This is a genomic window from Amycolatopsis sp. WQ 127309 (genome assembly GCF_023023025.1).
Classification (GTDB): Bacteria; Actinomycetota; Actinomycetes; order Mycobacteriales; family Pseudonocardiaceae; genus Amycolatopsis.
Window position 1 is genome coordinate 8121333 of the sequence record NZ_CP095481.1, and the last position, 20213, is coordinate 8141545.

The window sequence follows — 20213 nt, forward strand, 5'->3', positions numbered from 1 at the left end:
GGTTCATGGACAACGAAGAGAAGCTTCGGCACTTCCTCAAGCGCGTCACCGTGGAGCTGCAGGAGACCCGCGAAAAGCTGCGTGAAGCCGAGACGGCGGACCAGGAGCCGATCGCGATCGTCGGCCTGGGCTGCCGGTTCCCCGGCGGGGCCTCGAGTCCCGAGGCACTGTGGGAGCTGCTGTCCGGCGGCCGCGACGCGATCACGGAGTTCCCGGACGACCGCGGCTGGGACGTCGACCGGCTGCACGACGCCGAGGGCAACACCCGCGGCACGTCGTACGTGCGGCACGGCGGTTTCCTGCACGACGCGGGGGACTTCGACCCCGCGTTCTTCGGCATCTCGCCGCGCGAAGCGCTGGTCATGGACCCGCAGCAGCGGCTGATGCTGGAGATCTCCTGGGAGGCGATCGAACGCGCCGGGATCGACCCGGCCGCGCTGCGCGGCTCGTCGACCGGCGTGTTCACCGGCACGAACTTCCAGGACTACATCCACCTCGCGGCCAGCGCGGCCGAAGGCGCCGAGGACTACCTGTCCACGGCGAACGCCTCCAGCGTGCTCTCCGGCCGCGTCGCCTACGCGCTCGGCCTCGAAGGCCCCGCGATCACCGTCGACACCGCGTGCTCGGCGTCGCTGGTCGCGATGCACCTGGCCGCGCACGCGCTGCGCCGCGGCGACTGCTCGCTGGCCCTGGCCGGTGGCGCGACGATCATGGCCACCCCGACGTTGTTCATCGCCTTCAGCCGCCAGCGCGGCCTGGCGCCCGACGGCCGCTGCCGCTCGTTCGCCGCCGGCGCCGAGGGCACCGGCTGGGGTGAGGGCGCGGGCGTCCTCGTCCTGGAGCGGCTGTCCGACGCCGAACGCAACGGCCACCGGATCCTCGCGGTCATGCGGGGGAGCGCGGTCAACCAGGACGGCGCGTCCAACGGCCTGACCGCCCCGAGCGGGCCCGCGCAGGAACGCGTCATCCGTGCCGCGCTCGCCGGCGCCGGGCTGACCCCGGCCGACGTCGACGCCGTCGAGGCCCACGGCACCGGCACCACCCTCGGCGACCCGATCGAGGCCCGCGCTCTGGCCGCCACCTACGGCCGTGACCGCCAGGGCGAGCCGCTGTGGCTCGGCTCGGTGAAGTCGAACCTGGGCCACACCCAGGCCGCGGCCGGCGTCGCCGGTGTGCTGAAGATGGTGCTCGCCCTGCAGCACGGCGTGCTGCCCGAGACCCTCGGCGTCGACGCGCCCACCCCGGCCCTCGACTGGGACTCCAGCGGCCTGGCCCTGGTCACCGGCACCCGCGAGTGGCCGGAGACCGACCGTCCGCGCCGCGCCGGCGTCTCGTCGTTCGGCCTCAGCGGCACGAACGCCCACATCATCCTGGAGCAGGCCCCGGCGATCCCCGAGCGGGAGTCCTCGCCGGACGTCCGCGTCCAGGGCGTGCTGAACTGGCCCTTGGCGGGCAAGAACGCGGCCGGGCTGCGGGCCCAGGCCGCGCGTCTGCTGTCCTTTGTGGACGGAGAGGTCGCGCCGCTGAACCTCGCGTACTCGCTCGGCACCACCCGCGCCGCGTTGCCGCACCGCGCGGTCGTCACCGGCGCCGGCCTCGACGACCTCCGCCAGGGTCTGGCCGCCCTCGCCGCGGGCAACGGCCCCTCCGGCGTGGCCGCCTCGGGCGCCGTCGCGTTCCTGTTCACCGGCCAAGGCGCCCAGCGGGTCGGCATGGGAACCGAGCTGTACCAGGCGTTCCCGGTGTTCGCCGAGGCCTGGGACGCCGCGTGCGCCCACCTCGACCCCGCGCTGACCGACGTCGTCCGCGGCACCGGCGACCTCGACGACACCCAGTACGCGCAGGCCGCCCTGTTCGCGCTGGAGGTCGCGCTCTTCCGGCTGACCGAGTCGTGGGGCCTGCACCCGGACTACCTGCTCGGCCACTCCGTCGGCGAGATCGCCGCGGCCCACGTCGCCGGCGTGTTCTCCCTCGAGGACGCCTGCGCGCTCGTCTCGGCCCGCGGCCGGCTCATGCAGGCGCTGCCGGCCGGTGGCGCGATGCTCGCCGCCGAGATCCCCGAGGCCGAAGCCCTCGAACTGCTCGCCGGTCGCGAAGCCGCGGTCTCGCTGGCCGCGATCAACGGCCCGGACTCCGTCGTGCTCTCCGGCGACGAGACGGCGATCGACGAGCTCGCCGCCGAACTGACCGCGCGCGGCCGCCGGACCAAGCGCCTACGCGTCAGCCACGCCTTCCACTCGCCGCTGATGGAGCCGATGCTCGGCGAGTTCGCCGCCGTGGCGCGCGGGATCACCTACGGCGAAGCCCGCCTGCCGGTGGTCTCGAACCGCACCGGCCGCGTCGCGACCCCGGGTGAGCTGCAGGACCCGGCGTACTGGGTTTCGCACGTCCGCGAAGCCGTCCGCTTCGCCGACGGCGTCCGCTGGCTGGCCGAACGCGACGTCACCCGGTTCGTCGAGCTGGGGCCGGACGGCGTGCTCAGCGCGATGGCCCAGCAGACCGTGAGCGACGACGTCCGCTGCGTGCCGCTGCTGCGCTCGGGCCGGCCGGAAGAACTCTCCGTCGCCACGGCGGTCGCGACGCTGCACGTCGCGGGGGTGCTCGTCGACTGGGCCGGGTTCTACGCCGGGACCGGCGCGACCCGGGTGGACCTGCCGACCTACGCGTTCCAGCACGAGCGGTACTGGCCCGAGGCGACGCCGCCGGGCGCGGCGGCCACCGACCCCGCCGGCCTGGGTCTCACCGCGGCCGGGCACCCGCTGCTCGGCACCGCGATCGGCCTGGCCGACGGCGAGGGTTACCTGTTCACCGGCCGGCTCACCGCGGCGGCCACGCCGTGGCTGGCCGACCACGTCATCATGGGCTCGATCCTGTTGCCGGGCACGGCGTTCCTGGAGCTGGCCGTGCGCGCCGGCGACAGCGTCGGCTGCCCGCAGGTCGCCGAACTCACCCTCGAAGCGCCGCTGGTCGTGCCGGAGCGCGGCGGGGTGCGGCTGCAGCTGATCGTCGGCGCGGCCGACCACGCCGGCCGCCGCCCGATCACCGTCCACTCGCGACTGGACGACGAACCGGAGGACACGGCCTGGGAGCGGCACGCCAGCGGCGTGCTCGCCCCGGGGGAGCCGGTCACGGTCCCGGCCGCGGAGGCCTGGCCGCCCGCCGGCGCCGACGAGGTCGACATCACCGGCTTCTACGACGGCCTCGCCTCGGTCGGCTTCGGTTACGGGCCCGCGTTCCAGGGCCTGGAGCGCGTGTGGCGCCGGGGTGACGAGGTGTTCGCCGAGGTCTCGCGCCCGCGTCAGGCGACCGCCGCCGACTCCTACGGTCTGCACCCCGCGCTGCTCGATGCCGCCCTGCATGCGCTCGGCGCGGCGGGCCGGGCCGACGACGCGGACCGCCTGCTGCCCTTCGCGTGGTCCGGCGTCACCCTGCACGCCGCCGGCGCGTCCGCGCTGCGCGTCCGGATCGACGCGACCAACCCGGTTTCGGTCTCCCTGAACGTCTCCGACGCCGCCGGTGAGCCCGTGGCGACGGTGGATTCCCTCGCCCTGCGCCCGGTTTCCACCAACACCGGACGCAAGGCACGCCACGAATCGCTCTTCACGGTCGAGTGGGTCCCGGTCCCGGCCGGTGCGGCCCCCGCCGTCGCGGACTGGCCCGCGCTCGGCGAGGGCTTCGGCCCGGAGATCCCGGCGCACGTCCGCTACACCCCGGTCGTCCCGGACGGCGAAACTCCCAGTGCGGTGAGGGAAGCCGTTCACGCGGCCCTGAGCACCGTCCAGGACTGGCTGGCCGACGACCGGTTCGCCCGCTCGCGGCTGGTCGTGGTGACCCACGGCGACCTCGTCACGGCACCGCTGTGGGGTCTGCTGGGCTCGGCCCAGGCCGAGCAGCCGGACCGGATCACCCTGGTCGAGCTGGACGACGACCCCGCGTCCGCGGAGCTGCTGAGCGCCGCGGTGGCCCTGGGCGAGCCCAAGATCGCCATCCGTGAGAGAAAGCTGTGCGTGCCCCGGCTCGCGCGCGCCGCCGTCACCACCGATGCGACGCCGGTGTTCGGCGAGACGTCGACGGTGCTCGTCACCGGTGGCCTCGGCGGGCTCGGCGGCCAGGTCGCCCGGCACCTCGTCACCGAACACGGCGTCCGCCGGCTGCTGCTGCTCGGCCGCCGCGGCCCGGACACCCCCGGCGCCGACCGCCTGTGCGCCGACCTCGCCGAACTGGGCGCCGACGCCACGGCGATCGCGTGCGACGTCGCCGACCGCGACGCCCTGGCCGCGGTATTCGCGGAGCACGAGATCACCGCCGTCGTGCACACCGCGGGCGTCCTCGCCGACGCGACCTTCCCGTCGCTCACCGGCGAGCAGGTCGACGCCGTACTGCGGCCCAAGGTCGACGCCGCCTGGCACCTCCACGAACTGACCGCCGACCGGCCCGGCGTCACGGCGTTCGTGCTCTTCTCGTCCGTCGCCGGCGTCTTCGGCGCGGCCGGGCAGGGCAACTACGCCGCCGCCAACGCCTTCCTCGACGCCCTCGCCGACCACCGCCGCACACAAGGACTTCCGGCCGTCTCGCTCGCCTGGGGCGCGTGGGCGCCCTGGGAGTCCGATGGCACCGGCAACCTCGGCATGGCCGGCACCCTCGCGGACGCCGACATCGAACGGATGACCCGCGCCGGCACCCCGCCGCTCGCCCTGGACCAGGCGCTGAGCCTGTTCGACGCCGCGCTCGGCGCCGACGACGCCCTGCTCGCCCCGGTGCGCCTCGACCTCGACACGCTCTCGGGCGCGCCGGAGGTCCCGCCGCTGCTGCGACGCCTGGTGCGCGGCTCGGCCCGCCGCCGCCCGAAGGCGGACTCGGGCCTGACCGCCCGGCTCGCCGCGCTCGCCCCGGCCGACCGGCAGCGCGCGCTCGTCGACCTGGTGCGCACGCACGTCGTCGGCCTGCTCGGCTACAGCTCGATCAGCCAGGTCGAGCCCGCCCAGTCGTTCTCCGACCTCGGTTTCGACTCGCTGTCGGCGGTCGAGCTGCGCAACGCCGTGCAGGCCGAGACCGGTCTGCGGCTGCCCGCGACGCTCGTCTTCGACTACCCGACGGTCCTCGCCCTGGCCCGCCACCTGCACGACGAACTCGTCGGCTCCCTCGATGCCGTCGACCGGACGCCGGTGCGCACCGCGGCCGCCGTCGAGTCCGATCCCGTCGTCATCGTGTCGATGGGCTGCCGCTACCCGGGCGGCATCACGTCGCCGGACGAGCTGTGGGACTTCGTCGTCGGCGACGGTGACGGCATCTCGCGCTTCCCCGGCGACCGCGGCTGGCCCGTCGAGGCCATCTACCACCCCGACCCCGACCACGCGGGCACCAGCTACACCCGCGACGGCGGCTTCCTCGACGACGTCGCGGGCTTCGACCCCGGCTTCTTCGGCATCTCGCCGCGTGAGGCCCTGGCGATGGACCCGCAGCAGCGCCAGCTGCTGGAGACGTCGTGGGAGGCCCTGGAACGCGCCGGGATCCGGCCGGGCACCCTGCGCGGCAGCCGCACCGGCGTCTACGCCGGGATCATGTACCACGACTACCTCGGCGCCAACGTCGAGTTCCCGGCCGACTCGCTCGGGTACCTCGGCACCGGCAACGCGGGCAGCGTGCTGTCCGGCCGCATCTCCTACGTCTTCGGGCTGGAAGGCCCGTCGGTCACCGTCGACACCGCGTGCTCGTCGTCGCTGGTCGCGCTGCACATGGCGGCCACCGCCCTGCAACGCGGCGAGTGCGAGCTGGCCCTGGCCGGCGGCGTCACCGTGATGGCCACGCCCGGCACGTTCATCGACTTCAGCCGCCAGCGCGGCCTCGCCGCCGACGGCCGTTGCAAGTCCTATGCGGACGGTGCCGACGGCGTCGGCTGGTCCGAAGGCGTCGGCGTCCTCGTGCTGGAGCGGCTGTCCGACGCGCGCCGCAACGGCCACCCCGTGCTCGCCGTGGTCCGCGGCTCCGCCGTCAACTCCGACGGCGCGTCCAACGGCCTCACCGCCCCGAACGGGCCGTCGCAGCAGCGCGTCATCCGCCAGGCGCTCGGCGCCGCCGGGCTGACACCGTCCGAAGTGGACGTCGTCGAAGGCCACGGCACCGGCACCACCCTCGGTGACCCGATCGAAGCGCAGGCGCTGCTGGCCACCTACGGCCAGGAACGCGACGAGTTCCAGCCGCTGCTGCTCGGCTCGGTCAAGTCGAACCTCGGCCACACCCAGGCCGCCGCCGGTGTCGCGGGTGTGATCAAGGCCGTGCTCGCCATGCGCGCCGGCGTCGTCCCGAAGAGCCTGCACATCGACGCGCCGTCGTCCCACGTGGACTGGACGGCCGGCGACATCCAGCTCGTGACCGACACCCGGCCGTGGCCCGAGACCGGCCGGCCGCGCCGGGCCGCGGTGTCGTCGTTCGGCATCAGCGGCACCAACGCCCACGTCGTGCTGGAGCAGGCCCCGGCCGCCGAACCGGCACCCGTGGTGACCCGGGACGACCGGCCCGCGCCGTGGCTGCTGGCCGCCCGGACCCCCGAAGCCTTGCGCGCGCAGGCCGAACGGCTCCTGACGGCGGTCGGCGGCGCCGACCCCCGCGACGTCGCCTGGTCACTGGCCACCACCCGGACCGCGTTCGAGTACCGCGCGGTCCTCACCGGCGACCCGGTCGCCGCCCTCACCGCCCTCGCGGCGGGGGAGGACGTGCCCGCCCCGGCCACCCCGGGGGCCAGGACGGCGTTCCTGTTCACCGGCCAGGGCGCCCAGCGCGCCGGGGCCGGCCGTGAGCTGTACGAGCGCTTCCCGGCGTTCGCCGCCGCCCTCGACGACGTCTGCGCGCACCTCGACCCGGAACTCGGGTTCTCACTGCGGGAGCGCATGTTCGACGCCGACGCGTCGCTCGAATCGACCGACGTCGCGCAGCCCGCGCTGTTCGCGATCGAGGTCGCGCTGTACCGCCTGCTGCGCTCCTGGGGCGTCACGCCGGACCTGCTGCTCGGCCACTCGATCGGCGAGCTGGCCGCGGCGCACGTCGCCGGTGTCTTCTCCCTCGCCGACGCCGCCCGCCTGGTGGCGGCGCGCGGCCGCTTGATGGCCGCGCTGCCCGCGTCCGGCGCGATGGTCGCGATCAACGCGACCGAAGAGGCGGTCGCCGAGGCGATCGACGGCCGCGCCGGAGTGTCGGTCGCCGCGGTCAACGGGCCGGAGTCGGTCGTCCTGTCGGGCGACGAAGACGTGGTCACCCAGATCGCCGCGACCTTCGCCTCGGATGGTCACCGGACCAGCCGGCTCAAGGTCAGCCACGCGTTCCACTCGCCGCTGATGGACCCGATGCTCGACGACTTCCGCGCGATCGCGGAGACCGTCGAGTACGCCCCGGCCGAGCTGCCGGTGGTGTCGAACCTGACCGGCGCGATCGCCGGTGACGAGCTGGGCACGGCGGACTACTGGGTGCGTCACGTCCGCGAGGCCGTCCGGTTCGCCGACGGCGTCGCGGCCCTGCTCACCGACGGCGTCACGGCGTTCCTCGAGGTCGGCCCGGCCGGCGTGCTCAGCGCCATGGCCGCCGACAGTCTCCCCGCCGAAGCCGTCGCCGTCCCGGCACTGCGCCGCGACCGCGAGGACGTCGACGCGCTCGTCGACGCGCTCGCCGCGGTCCACGCGCACGGCGTCGACGTCGACTGGGACGCCTATTTCGTGGGCGGCCACCAGCTCGCCCTACCCACCTACGCCTTCCAGCACGAACGCTTCTGGCCGCGGATGGCCACGCTGCCCGGCGACGTCGGCGCGATCGGCCTCGGCGCCGTCGCCCACCCGCTGCTCGGCGGCGGCATCGAACTGCCCGAATCGGGCGGGTTCCTGTTCACCGCAAGGGTTTCGCTGGCCACGCACCCGTGGCTGGCCGGGCACCGCATCGCCGGTTCGGTCCTGCTGCCCGGCACCGCGCTGCTCGAGCTCGCCGTCTGCGCGGGCGACCAGCTCGGCTGCCCGGGCGTCGGCGAGCTGACCCTGCAAGCGCCGCTGGTGCTGGCCGACGAGGCCGGCACGCACGTCCAGGTCGCCGTCGGGCCGCTCAACGAGGCCGGCGACCGGCCGATCACCGTCTACTCGCGCCGCGAAGACGCCATCGACCAGCCGTGGACCCGGCACGCGAGCGGCACGCTCCTGGCCACCGCCGAACCCGCGCCGGAACCGGTCCGCCGTCCCGACGGTGCGGCCGAAGCCGACCTGGACGACCTGTACGACCGGTTCGCCGACCAGGGCTTCGAGTACGGCCCGGCCTTCCGCGGCCTGACCGCGATGTGGCGGCACGGCGAGGACGTCTTCGCCGAGGTCGAGCTGCCCGAGGACGAACACACCGACGCGGCGTCGTTCGGGCTGCACCCCGCGCTGCTCGACGCGTGCCTGCACGCGACGTCGTTCAGCACCGCCGTCCGGCCCGGTTCGCTGCCGTTCTCGTGGGAAGGCGTCTCGGTGCACGCCGCGGGCGCGACCGCGGTGCTCGTGCGGATCTCGCCCGCCGGGGACGACGCGGTGTCCTTGTACGTCACCGACGCCGACGACCACCCCGTCGCGTCCGTGCGCTCGCTGGTGCTCCGGCCGCTGCCCTCGGGCGCGATCGACGACACCGCCGACCGCGACTCCCTGTTCCAGCTCGACTGGATCCCGTTCACCCCCGGCGCCCCCGAGACCGGCGCGGTCGCGGTGACCGGCGCCGATCCGCTCGGTCTCGCGGACGTCTTCCCGGACGCGGCGCGGCTTTCGGGCCCGCTGGCGTTCGAGGGCGACGTCCCGCCGTTCGTCCTGTGGTCGCTCGCCGGCGACGAGAACGCCGATGTCGTCCAGGAGACGCACGAGCTCACCACGCACGTCCTGGCCCTGCTGCAGGACTGGCTGGCCGACGAGCGGTTCGCCGCGGCGCAGCTGGTGCTCGTCACCCGCGGTGCGACGACCGGGGCCGACCTGCCCGCGGCCGCCGTCTGGGGCCTCGCCCGCACCGCCCAGGTCGAGCACCCGGGCCGCATCGTGCTGGTGGACCTCGACGGCACCGCCGAGTCCCTGGCCGCGCTGCCGTCCGCGCTCGGCACCGGCGAACCGCAGGTCACGCTGGTCGACGGTGACCTGCGCGCGGCCCGCCTCACCCGCGCCGACGCGGCACTTTCACGTGAAAGTGCCGCCTCCTGGAACCCCGACGGGACCGTGCTCATCACCGGCGGCACCGGTGGGCTCGGCGGGCTGCTGGCCCGGCACCTGGTCACCGAACGCGGTGCCCGGCACCTGCTGCTCGTCAGCCGTCGTGGCCTGGCCGCCGACGGCGCCCCCGAACTGGTCGCCGACCTCACCGAGGCCGGTGCCGAGGTCGACGTCCGGTCCTGCGACATCGCCGACCGCGACGCGCTGCGAGCCCTGCTCGGAGACGTCCCGGCCGAGCACCCGCTGACCGCCGTCGTGCAGACCGCCGGTGTGCTCGACGACGGCGTCCTCGGGTCGCTGACGCCCGAGCGGCTCGCGACCGTGCTGCGCCCCAAGGTGGACGCGGCCTGGAACCTGCACGAGCTGACCCGCGACCTCGACCTCGCCGCGTTCGTCTCCTTCTCGTCGGTCGCCGGCACCTTCGGTGGCGCCGGGCAGGCCAACTACGCCGCCGCCAACGCCTTCCTCGACGCGCTCGCCCTGCGCCGCACCGGCGAAGGACGTCCCGCGCAGTCGCTGGGCTGGGGCCCGTGGGCCGCCGCGACCGGGATGACCCGGGCGCTCTCCGACGCCGACATCGAGCGGATGGCCCGGCTCGGCATGCCGGTGCTGCAGCCGGAGCAGAGCATCCGGCTGTTCGACCGCGCGCTGACCACCGACCGCGCCGTGCTGCTGCCGGTGCGCCTCGACCTGCCGGTGATCCGGACCCAGCCGGAGATCCCGCCGCTGCTGCGCGGCCTGGTCCGGGTGTCCGGGCGCCGGCTCGCCGGCGGCGGTCCGGCCGCCGCGGGCCTGGTGCGCCGCCTGGCCGGGCTGAGCGAGGACGAGCGGGCCGAAGCCGTGCTCGACCTCGTGCGCGGCCAGGTCGCGCTGGTGCTCGGGCACGCCGACGCCGCCGCGATCCCGGCCGCGAAGACGTTCCAGGAGCTCGGTTTCGACTCCCTGACCGCCGTCGACCTGCGCAACAAGCTGACCGCCGCGTCCGGCGTCGCGCTGCCCGCCACGACCGTCTTCGACTACCCGACGATGACCGCACTGGCCCGGCACCTGACCGGCCAGCTGGCCGGCGCGGACGACGACCACCAGGACGCGGCACCCGCCGTGGCCGCCACCCTGGACGAGCCGATCGCGATCGTCGCGATGAGCTGCCGCTACCCGGGTGGCGTCACCACGCCCGAGCAGCTCTGGGAGCTGGTGACCGGCGGCGCCGACGCCATCACCGAGTTCCCGTCCGACCGCGGCTGGGACGTCGACTCCCTCTACGACCCCGACCCGGACCACCCGGGCACGTCCTACACGCGCCACGGCGGGTTCCTGCACGACGCGGCCGAGTTCGACGCCGCGTTCTTCGGGATGAGCCCGCGCGAAGCCGTCGCCACCGACACCCAGCAGCGGCTGCTCCTGGAGGTCTCGTGGGAGGCGATCGAGCGGGCCGGCATCGACCCGCGCGTCCTGCGCGGCAGCCGGACCGGCGTGTTCGCCGGCGTGATGTACAACGACTACAACAGCCTCGTCTCCGGCGGTGACCTCGAGGCCTACCAGGGCAACGGCAGCGCGGGCAGCGTCGCCTCCGGCCGCGTCTCGTACGTGCTGGGCCTCGAAGGACCCGCCGTCACCGTGGACACGGCGTGCTCGTCGTCGCTGGTCGCGCTGCACTGGGCGGCGCAGGCGCTGCGTTCCGGCGAGTGCACGCTCGCCCTCGCCGGCGGCGTCACCGTGATGTCCACCCCGGGCACGTTCGTCGGGTTCTCCCGTCAGCGCGGCCTCTCCGCCGACGGCCGCTGCAAGTCCTTCTCCGACGACGCGGACGGCGTCGGCTGGTCCGAGGGCGCCGGCATGCTGCTGCTGGAGCGGCTGTCCGACGCGCGCCGCAACGGCCACCCGGTGCTCGCCGTGGTCAAGGGTTCCGCGGTCAACTCCGACGGCGCGTCCAACGGCCTCACCGCCCCGAACGGCCCGTCGCAGCAACGCGTGATCCGCCAGGCGCTGGCCGCGTCCGGACTGTCCACTTCGGACGTCGACGTCGTCGAAGGCCACGGCACCGGCACCACGCTGGGCGACCCGATCGAGGCCCAGGCGCTGCTCGCGACCTACGGCCGCGACCGGGAAACCCCGCTGCTGCTGGGATCCGTGAAGTCCAACATCGGCCATACCCAGGCCGCCGCCGGTGTCGCCGGCATCATCAAGATGGTCGAGGCGCTGCGGCACGGCGTCGTCCCGCCGAGCCTGCACGCCGGCGAGGTGTCCACGCACGTCGACTGGGCCGCCGGCGACGTCGAGGTCGTCACCGGGAACCGGCCCTGGCCGGAGACCGGCCGCGCGCGCCGCGCGGCGGTGTCGTCGTTCGGCATCAGCGGCACCAACGCCCACACGATCATCGAGCAGGCCCCGGACGCGAACCTGCCGGACGCGCCGCCGGACGCCGGTGTCGTGCCGTGGCCGCTGTCCGCGTTCACCGAACCCGCCCTGCGGGCCCAAGCCGCCCGCCTGGCGGAGCACGTGACCGACGTGAACCGCGTCGACGCGGGGTACAGCCTCGCCACCGGCCGGACCGCCTTCGACCAGCGTGCGGTCGTGCTGTCCGAGCACCGCGGCGAACTCGCCGCCGCGCTCGAAGCGCTGGCCGCGGGGGAGCCGCACCCGGCCGTCGTCACCGGCCACGCGGACGAGACGGCGAAGCTCGCCGCCCTGTTCGCCGGGCAGGGCGCCCAGCGTCTCGGCATGGGCCGCCGGCTCTACGCCCGCTACCCCGCGTTCGCCCAGGCCTGGGATTCGGTCGTCGAGCTGCTGCCCGGCGACTGGTCCGGGATCGTCTGGGGCGAGGACTCCCGCGCGCTGGCGGGCACCGCTGCCGCGCAGCCCGCGTTGTTCGCGCTCGAAGTGGCGCTGTTCCGGCTCGCCGAGTCGTGGGGCGTGCGCCCGGACTACGTGCTCGGGCACTCGGTGGGGGAGATCGCGGCCGCGCACGTCGCGGGTGTGCTGTCCCTGGCCGACGCCTGCACGCTGGTCGCGGCCCGCGCTTCGCTGATGGGCGCGCTGCCCGCCGGTGGCGCGATGGTGTCCGTGCGGGCCACCGAAGACGAAGTGCGGCCGCTGCTGGGCGACGACGTCGCCATCGCGGCGGTCAACGGCCCCGAAGCCGTCGTGCTCGCGGGCGTCGAGGACGCCGTGCTGGCCGTCGCGGCGCGGTTCGAGAAGACGACGCAGCTGAAGGTGAGCCACGCGTTCCACTCGCCGCTGATGGACCCGATGCTCGACGAGTTCCGCGCCGTTGCCGAGAGCCTGACCTACGCCACGCCGCGGATCCCGCTCGTGTCCACGGTGACCGGCGAACTGCTGGAAGACGTCGGCCCGGACCACTGGGTCGACAACGTCCGCCGGACCGTCCGCTTCGCCGACGGTGTCACGGCGCTGCACGGGCGCGGGGTGCGCGTCTTCGCCGAGTTCGGCCCGGACGGCGTCCTGTCGGCGATGACCGCCGGCACCCTTCCGTCCGACGTCGTCACGGTTCCGTTGCTGCGCAAGGACGTCCCCGAGCCGCGGGCCGCGCTCGCCGGGCTGGGCGGCCTGCACGTCACCGGCGTCCGCGTCGACTGGGCCGCAGTGCTGGCCGGTGGCCGGCGGACCGCGCTGCCGACGTACGCGTTCCAGCGGGAACGCTTCTGGCCGAAGGGCGGCGCGACGCCTCGCGGCGACGCCACGGCCGCGGGCCTCGGCGTCGGCGGCCACCCGATGGTCGGCGCCGTGGTGCGTCCGGCCGGGTCGGGCGAGATCCTGCTGACCAGCCGGCTGTCCGTGTCCGGGCACCCGTGGCTGGCCGGGCACGTCGTCGGCGGCAGCGTGGTGCTGCCCGGCACCGTCTTCGCCGAGCTCGCCCTGCGCGCCGGCGACGAAGCCGGGACGCCGTGCCTGGAAGAACTCACGCTCACCGCGCCCTTGGTCCTGCCCGGCCGCGGCGGCGTCCAGGTGCAGCTGCGGGTTGCGGAACCGGGCGCCGATGGCCGTCGCGCCCTCACCGTCTACTCGCGACCCGAAGACGCCGACGACCTGGCCTGGATCCAGCACGCCACCGGCGTGTTCGGCCCGGCGCGTCCGGCGGCCACCTTCGACGCCGCGGAATGGCCGCCCACCGGCGCCACCGAAGTCGACCTCGACGGCCACTACGAGCGCCTCACCGACGCCGGTCTGGCCTACACCGGAGCGTTCCGCGGCCTGACCGCCGCGTGGCAGCTCGGCGACGACGTCTTCGCCGACGTCGCGCTCCCGAGCGACGAGGCGGGGGAGGCGGGCGCGTTCGGCCTGCACCCGGCCCTGTTCGACGCCTGCCTGCACGCGATCGGCTTGCTGGGCACCGAAAGCGGTGCCGCGGAACTGCCGTTCGCCTGGGAAGGCGTCCAGCTGCACGCGACCGGCGCGGCCACCGTCCGGGTCCGGATCTCCCGGTCCGGCGCGGGTGTCGCGATCGCCGTCGCCGACCCGGCCGGGCAGCCGGTCGCGGAGGCCGCGTCGCTGCGGCTGCGCCCGCTGACCGCGTCCCGTCCCGGCCCGGTGGGCCAGGAACACCTGTACCGGCTCACGTGGACCCCGCTGACCGCGACGCCGTCCGGCTTCGCCACGGCCGGTGTCCTGGGCGGCACGACCGAACTGCTGACCACAGCGGGAATCGAGACCGCCTTCGCCGACGTCGAAGCGGCCGCCGCGGCCGCACCCGACCTGGTGGTCCTCCCGCTTCTGGACCAGCCGCACGACGACACGGCCGAGTCGGCCCAGGCTTTGACGGCCCGCACCCTCGCTCTGCTCCAGGAGTGGCTGGCCGAAGATCGGCTGCGGGAGACGCGACTCGTCATCCTCACCCGCGGGGCCACCGACGGCGACCCCGCCGCGGCCGCCGTCTGGGGGCTCGTCCGCTCCGCCCAGGCCGAGCACCCGGGCCGCGTCACGCTGGTCGACCTCGCCGACGACACAACCGGTCTGGCCGCGGCCCTCGCCACGGACGAACCGCAGGTCGTCCTGCGCGACGGTCAGGTGCACGGCGGCCGGCTCGCCCGCGTCGCCGTGGCCGAAGCCGAAGCTTTCGGCGACCCCGACGGCACCGTCCTGATCACCGGCGGCACCGGGGGACTGGGCGCGCTGTTCGCCCGGCACCTGGCCTCCGAGCACGGCATGCGCCGGCTGCTGCTGGTCAGCCGCAGCGGCGGCGACGCCGACGAGGTCACCGCCCTCATCGCCGAACTCGCCGCGCACGGCACCGAAGCGAGCGTCGCCGCGTGCGACGTCGCCGACCGGGACGCCCTGGCCGCGTTGCTGGCCGGGATCCCGGCCGAGCACCCGCTGACCGCCGTCGTGCACAGCGCGGGCGTCGTCGACGACGGCGTCCTCGACTCCCTGACCGCCGAGCGCTTCGACCGCGTGCTGCGGCCGAAGGCGCAGGGCGCGTGGAACCTGCACGAGCTGACCAAGGACCTCGGCCTGACGTCGTTCGTGGTGTTCTCCTCGGTCGCCGGCACCGTCGGCACCGCGGGCCAGGCGAACTACGCGGCGGCCAACGCGTTCCTCGACGCGCTCGCCCGCCGCCGCCACGCCGAAGGCCTCCCGGCCACCTCCCTCGCGTGGGGACCGTGGGCCGCGGGCAGCGGCATGACGAGCGCGCTGACCGACGCCGACCTCGCGCGGATGGCCCGCGCCGGCACCCCGGCCATCCCGGCGGAGCTGGGCACCCGGCTGTTCGACGCGGCCCTGGCCGCCGGCGTGCCCGACCTCGCGCCGGTCCACCTCGACCTGCCCGTGCTGCGGGCCATGGGCGAAGTCCCGCCGATCCTGCGCGGCCTGATCCGCGTCCCGCTGCGCCGGTCCGCCGCCGCGGCGGGTGGGGAAGCCGCGGTCGGTCTCGTCCGCCGGCTCGGCGCGCTCGACGAGGCCGGGCGCGTCCGGGCCCTGCGCGAGCTGATCACCGCGCAGGTCGCCCAGGTCCTCGGGCACGCCGACACCGGCGGGCTCGACGCCGACCAGACGTTCCAGCAGCTCGGCTTCGACTCCCTGACCGCCCTGGAGCTGCGCAACCGGCTCGACGGCGCGACCGGCGTCCGGCTCAGCGCCACCGCCGTGTTCGACTACCCGACCATCGCCGCGCTCGGCGGGCACCTCCTGGAAGCGCTGCTCGGCTCCGGCGCGGTGACCGACGAAACCGCCGTGCCCGCCGCGGTGGCGGGCGACCCGATCGTCATCGTCGGCATGAGCTGCCGGTTCCCGGGCGGGGTCTCCTCGCCCGAAGACCTGTGGCAGCTGCTGACCGAGGAGCGGGACGCGATCACGGCGTTCCCGGCCAACCGCGGCTGGGACATCGCCTCGCTCTACCACCCGGACCCCGACAACCCCGGCACGACCTACACCCGCGAAGGCGGCTTCCTGCACAACGCGGGGGAGTTCGACCCGGAGTTCTTCGGGATGAACCCGCGCGAGGCGCTGGCCACCGACGCCCAGCAGCGGCTGCTGCTGGAGACGGGCTGGGAGGCCGTCGAGGGCGCCGGGATCGACCCGGCGACCCTGCGCGGCAGCCGCACCGGCGTGTTCGTCGGCGTGATGTACAACGACTACGGCCTGACGCTGAACCACATGGCCGACACCGACGGCTACGAGAGCAACGGCAGCTCGCCGAGCGTCGCCTCCGGCCGGGTCGCCTACACCTTCGGTTTCGAAGGCCCGACCCTGACCGTCGACACGGCGTGCTCGTCGTCGCTGGTCACCCTGCACCTGGCCGCGCAGGCGCTGCGCAACGGCGAGTGCGGGCTGGCGCTGGCCGGCGGCGCGACCGTGATGGCCACGCCGGGCACGTTCGTCGGCTTCAGCCGCCAGCGCGGCCTCGCCACCGACGGCCGCTGCAAGGCGTTCTCCGACGACGCCGACGGCCTGGGCTTCGCCGAGGGCGTCGGGATGCTGCTGCTGGAGCGGATGTCCGACGCGCGGCGCAACGGCCACGAAATCCTCGCGGTCGTGCGCGGCTCGGCGATCAACTCCGATGGCGCGTCCAACGGCCTCACCGCGCCCAACGGGCCGTCTCAGCAGCGGGTCATCCGCCAGGCGCTCGCCGCGGCCGGACTGTCCACTTCGGACATCGACGCGATCGAGGCGCACGGCACCGGCACCAAGCTCGGTGACCCGATCGAGGCGCAGGCGCTCATCGCCACCTACGGCCGCGACCGGGAGCACCCGCTGCCGATCGGCTCGGTCAAGTCCAACATCGGGCACACGCAGGCCGCCGCCGGCGTGGCCGGGATCATCAAGATGGTCCTCGCCATGCGCCACGGCGTCCTGCCGCGCTCGCTGCACGCCGGCACCCCGTCGTCCCACGTGGACTGGCAGGACAGCGGCGTCGAGGTGCTGTCGCAGGCCCGGCCGTGGCCGGACGCCGGCCGCGTGCGCCGCGCGGCGGTGTCGTCCTTCGGCATCAGCGGCACCAACGCCCACACCGTGCTCGAAGCCGCCCCCGCGCCGGCCCCCGCGCCCGCCCCGGAGACGCCGCCGGCGATCGTGCCGTGGGTGCTCTCGGGCCGGACGTCGGCCGCCCTGCGCAGCCAGGCGGAACGGGTGCTGGCGCACCTGCCCGAGCAGGCGGACGCGGCCGCGATCGGCCGTGCGCTCGCCGGGCGGTCGGCGTTCGCGCACCGGGCCGTCCTGGTCGGCGAGGACCGGGCGGGGCTGATGGCCGCGCTCACCGCCGTCGCCGCCGGGGAGGCCGCGCCGGACGTCGTGACCGGCCGCACCTTCGGCACCCGCGCCCCGGCGTTCGTCTTCCCGGGGCAGGGCTCGCAGTGGGCCGGGATGGCCCGCGACCTGCTGGCCGCGTCCCCGGTGTTCGCCGGGACGATGGCCGAGTGCGCCGCGGCGCTGTCCGAGTTCGTCGACTGGTCGCTGCTCGAGGTCCTGGAGGACGACGAGGCACTGCAGGAGGTCGACATCGTCCAGCCCGCGCTGTGGGCGGTGATGGTGTCGCTGGCCGCGCTGTGGCGCGAGTTCGGCGTCGAGCCCGCCGCCGTGGTCGGGCACTCGCAGGGCGAGATCGCCGCGGCCTGCGTCGCGGGCGCCCTGAGCCTGTCCGACGGCGCCCGGGTAGTTGCCCTGCGCAGTCGCTTGATCAGGCAGAAGCTCGCCCGCACCGGCGTGATGCTGTCGATCGTGGCGCCGGCCGACGACGTCCGTGCCCTGGTGGCGGACCTCGGTGACGAGGTTTCGATCGCCGCGGTCAACGGGCCGAAGCTGGTCACCGTCTCCGGCGACGAAGGCGCGTTGACCGCGTTGGAGAAGCGCCTCTCGGCCGCCGGCATGATGCGCTGGCGCCTGGCCGGGGTGAACTTCGCCGCGCACTCGCCGCAGGTGGAGCTCCTCGAGGACGACCTGCTGGAGCAGCTGGCGCCGATCACGCCGCGCAGCAGCACCGTGCGGTTCTACTCGTCGGTGACCGGCGGGCTGCTGGACACCGCCGAGCTGGACGCCCGGTACTGGTACCGCAACATCCGCCAGACCGTGCTGTTCGGCGACGCGTCCGCGGCGATGGTCGCCGACGGGACCGCGGCGTTCGTCGAGCCCAGCCCGAGCCCGGTGCTGAAGATGGCGCTGGAGCAGACCATGGACCCCACCGGCGAGCCGCTGGTGTTCCAGGAGACCCTGCGCACCGGCGAGGGCGACTGGCGCCGGATGGTGACCGCGGTCGCCGGGGCGCACGCCCAGGGCGTCACCATCGACTGGCGCGCCTACTTCGACCGCGCCGGCGTCACCACCGGCGTCCCGCTGCCGACCTACGCCTTCCAGCGCAAGAACTACTGGCCCGAGGCCCAGCCGAAGGCCGCACCCGAGGCGGGGGAGAGCGCGGCGGACGCGCGGCTGTGGGGCACGGTCGCCGCCGCCGACGTCGACACCCTGGCTTCGGTGCTGGACGTCGACCGCACGGCGCTCGGCTCCGTCCTGCCCGCGCTGACGTCGTGGCGGGAGAAGCTGCGCAGCGACGCCGCGATCGACCGCTGGTGGTACACGATCGACTGGACGCCGCTGAAGGTGCCGGCCGAAGCCGCGGTGCCGGGCCGGTGGCTCGCCGTCGTGGCCGAGGGCACCGAGGACCAGCCGTGGGTCGGCCGGGTGCTCGGCGCGCTGCCCGGTGACGTCACGGTGCTGCCGGTCGCCGAACCCGACCCGGTCGCGCTCGCGGCCCGGATCGAGGCACTGCCGGGGACGTTCGACAGCGTCGTCTCGCTGCTGGCCCTGCGTTCCGAACCGCTGCCGGGTGCGCCGACGGCCCCGGCCGGGATGACGCTCACCGCCGTCCTGGTCCAGGCGCTGGTCATGGCGATGGACGAGTTCGCGGCCGGGGTCCGGCTGTGGTGCCTGACCCGCGAGGCGCTGGGTGTCGAGGACAAGCCGGCCGCCGCGGACACCGTCGAGCAGGCCGCGGTCTGGGGCTTCGGCCGCACCGTCGCGCTGGAGCTGTCCGCGGCCTGGGGCGGCATGGTCGACCTCACGGCCGAACCGAGCGACATCGACCTCAAGAACCTGCCGCTGGTGCTCGCCGGGCTCGACGGCGAGGACCAGGTGTGCCTGCGGACCGGCCGGATCCTCGGCCGGCGGCTGCGCCGCACCACCGCGGCCGAGACCCCGGTGATCACCCCGGCGCTGGCCGGGCCCGGCACGGTCCTGGTCACCGGCGGTACCGGCGCCCTCGGCGCCGAGACCGCGCGCTGGCTCGCCGACGCCGGCGTCAAGCGGCTGATGCTGACCAGCCGTCGCGGCCCGGACGCACCGGGCGCCGCCGAGCTGGTCGAAGACCTGGCCGCGCGGGGTGCCGAGGCGGCCGTCGTGGCCTGCGACGTCGCCGAGCGCGACCAGCTCGCCGCGATGCTCGACGCGATCCCGGCCGAGCACCCGCTGCGCGGTGTCGTCCACTCCGCCGGCGTCCCGCAGGGCGGCGCCGACGTCGTCGCCTTGACCCTGGACGACGTCGAAGCGGTCCTCAAGTCCAAGGTGGCCGGGGCCCGGCTGCTCGACGAGCTCGTGGGGGACCGGGAGCTCGACTTCTTCGTGCTGTACTCGTCGGTCGCCGGCATGCTCGGCAGCGGCAAGCAGAGCGCCTACGCCGCGGCCAACGCCTACCTGAACGCGCTGGCCGAGGACCGGGTGCGCCGCGGGCTGCGCGGCACCTCGCTCGGCTGGGGCCTCTGGGGCGAGACCGGGATGGCGATGCAGGGCGACATGCTCGACCACATGCAGCGCCACGGCCTGGTCCCGCTGGCCCCGGCCGAGGCGATGACCGCGTTCGGCCGCGCCCTGGGCTTCCAGGGCTCCGTGCTGGCCGCGGACTTCGACTGGAGCCGCTTCGCCCAGACGTTCACCCTGCCCCGCCAGAGCGCGCTGCTGAGCGAGCTGCCGGAGGTCCGGCAGGCGCTGGGCGCGGACACGATCGTCGAACGCGACGCCGTCGTGGCCGAGGCGACCCTGCACGAGGAACTGGCTCCTCTGGAACCGGCGGAGCGGCGCGAGGCGCTGCTGACGCTGGTGCGGTCGATCGCCGCCGAGCTGCTCGGCTACGGCGACGGGTCGGACATCGAGCCGGCGCAGGCGTTCCGGGAGATGGGCGTCGACTCGCTCGCCGCCGTCGAGGTCCGGAACGTGCTGGCGGAGCGGACGGGCGTGCGGCTGGCCTCGACGCTGGTGTTCGACTACCCGACCGCCAACGCCATCGCCGGGCACCTCCACCGCGAGCTGTTCGGCGACGCCGACGACGGCCCGCTGTCCGAAGAGGAGACCCGCGTCCGGAAGTTCCTGGCGGCGGTCTCGTTCGACCAGCTCCGCTCGCTGGGCCTGATGGACCTGCTCGTGGAGGCGGTCGACCGGTCGGAGCGGACCTACGACGAGGAATCCGCGGCGGAGACCGGCGACGACGGCGATATCGGCGACATGGATGCGGACGATCTCGTCCGCTTCGTGCTGGGCGGACAGGACTGAGAGCAGCGGGTCTAGGCCGGA

Annotated in this window: 1 protein-coding gene; it reads left to right on the plus strand. The window is 75.0% G+C overall.

The annotated features are described in order from the left end of the window. The first annotated feature begins 5 nt into the window (after positions 1-5). Positions 6-20192 carry a type I polyketide synthase gene (locus MUY22_RS36325; RefSeq protein WP_247051693.1) on the plus strand — a complete coding sequence of 6729 codons (20187 nt, stop codon included), beginning with the start codon at positions 6-8 and terminating at the stop codon, positions 20190-20192. Positions 20193-20213: the final 21 nt, after the last annotated feature.

What these genes read in the sequence shown, in the direction of transcription:
- MUY22_RS36325 (WP_247051693.1), top strand. Translation starts at nt 6, where the DNA reads ATGGACAACGAAGAGAAGCTTCGGCACTTCCTCAAGCGCGTCACCGTG.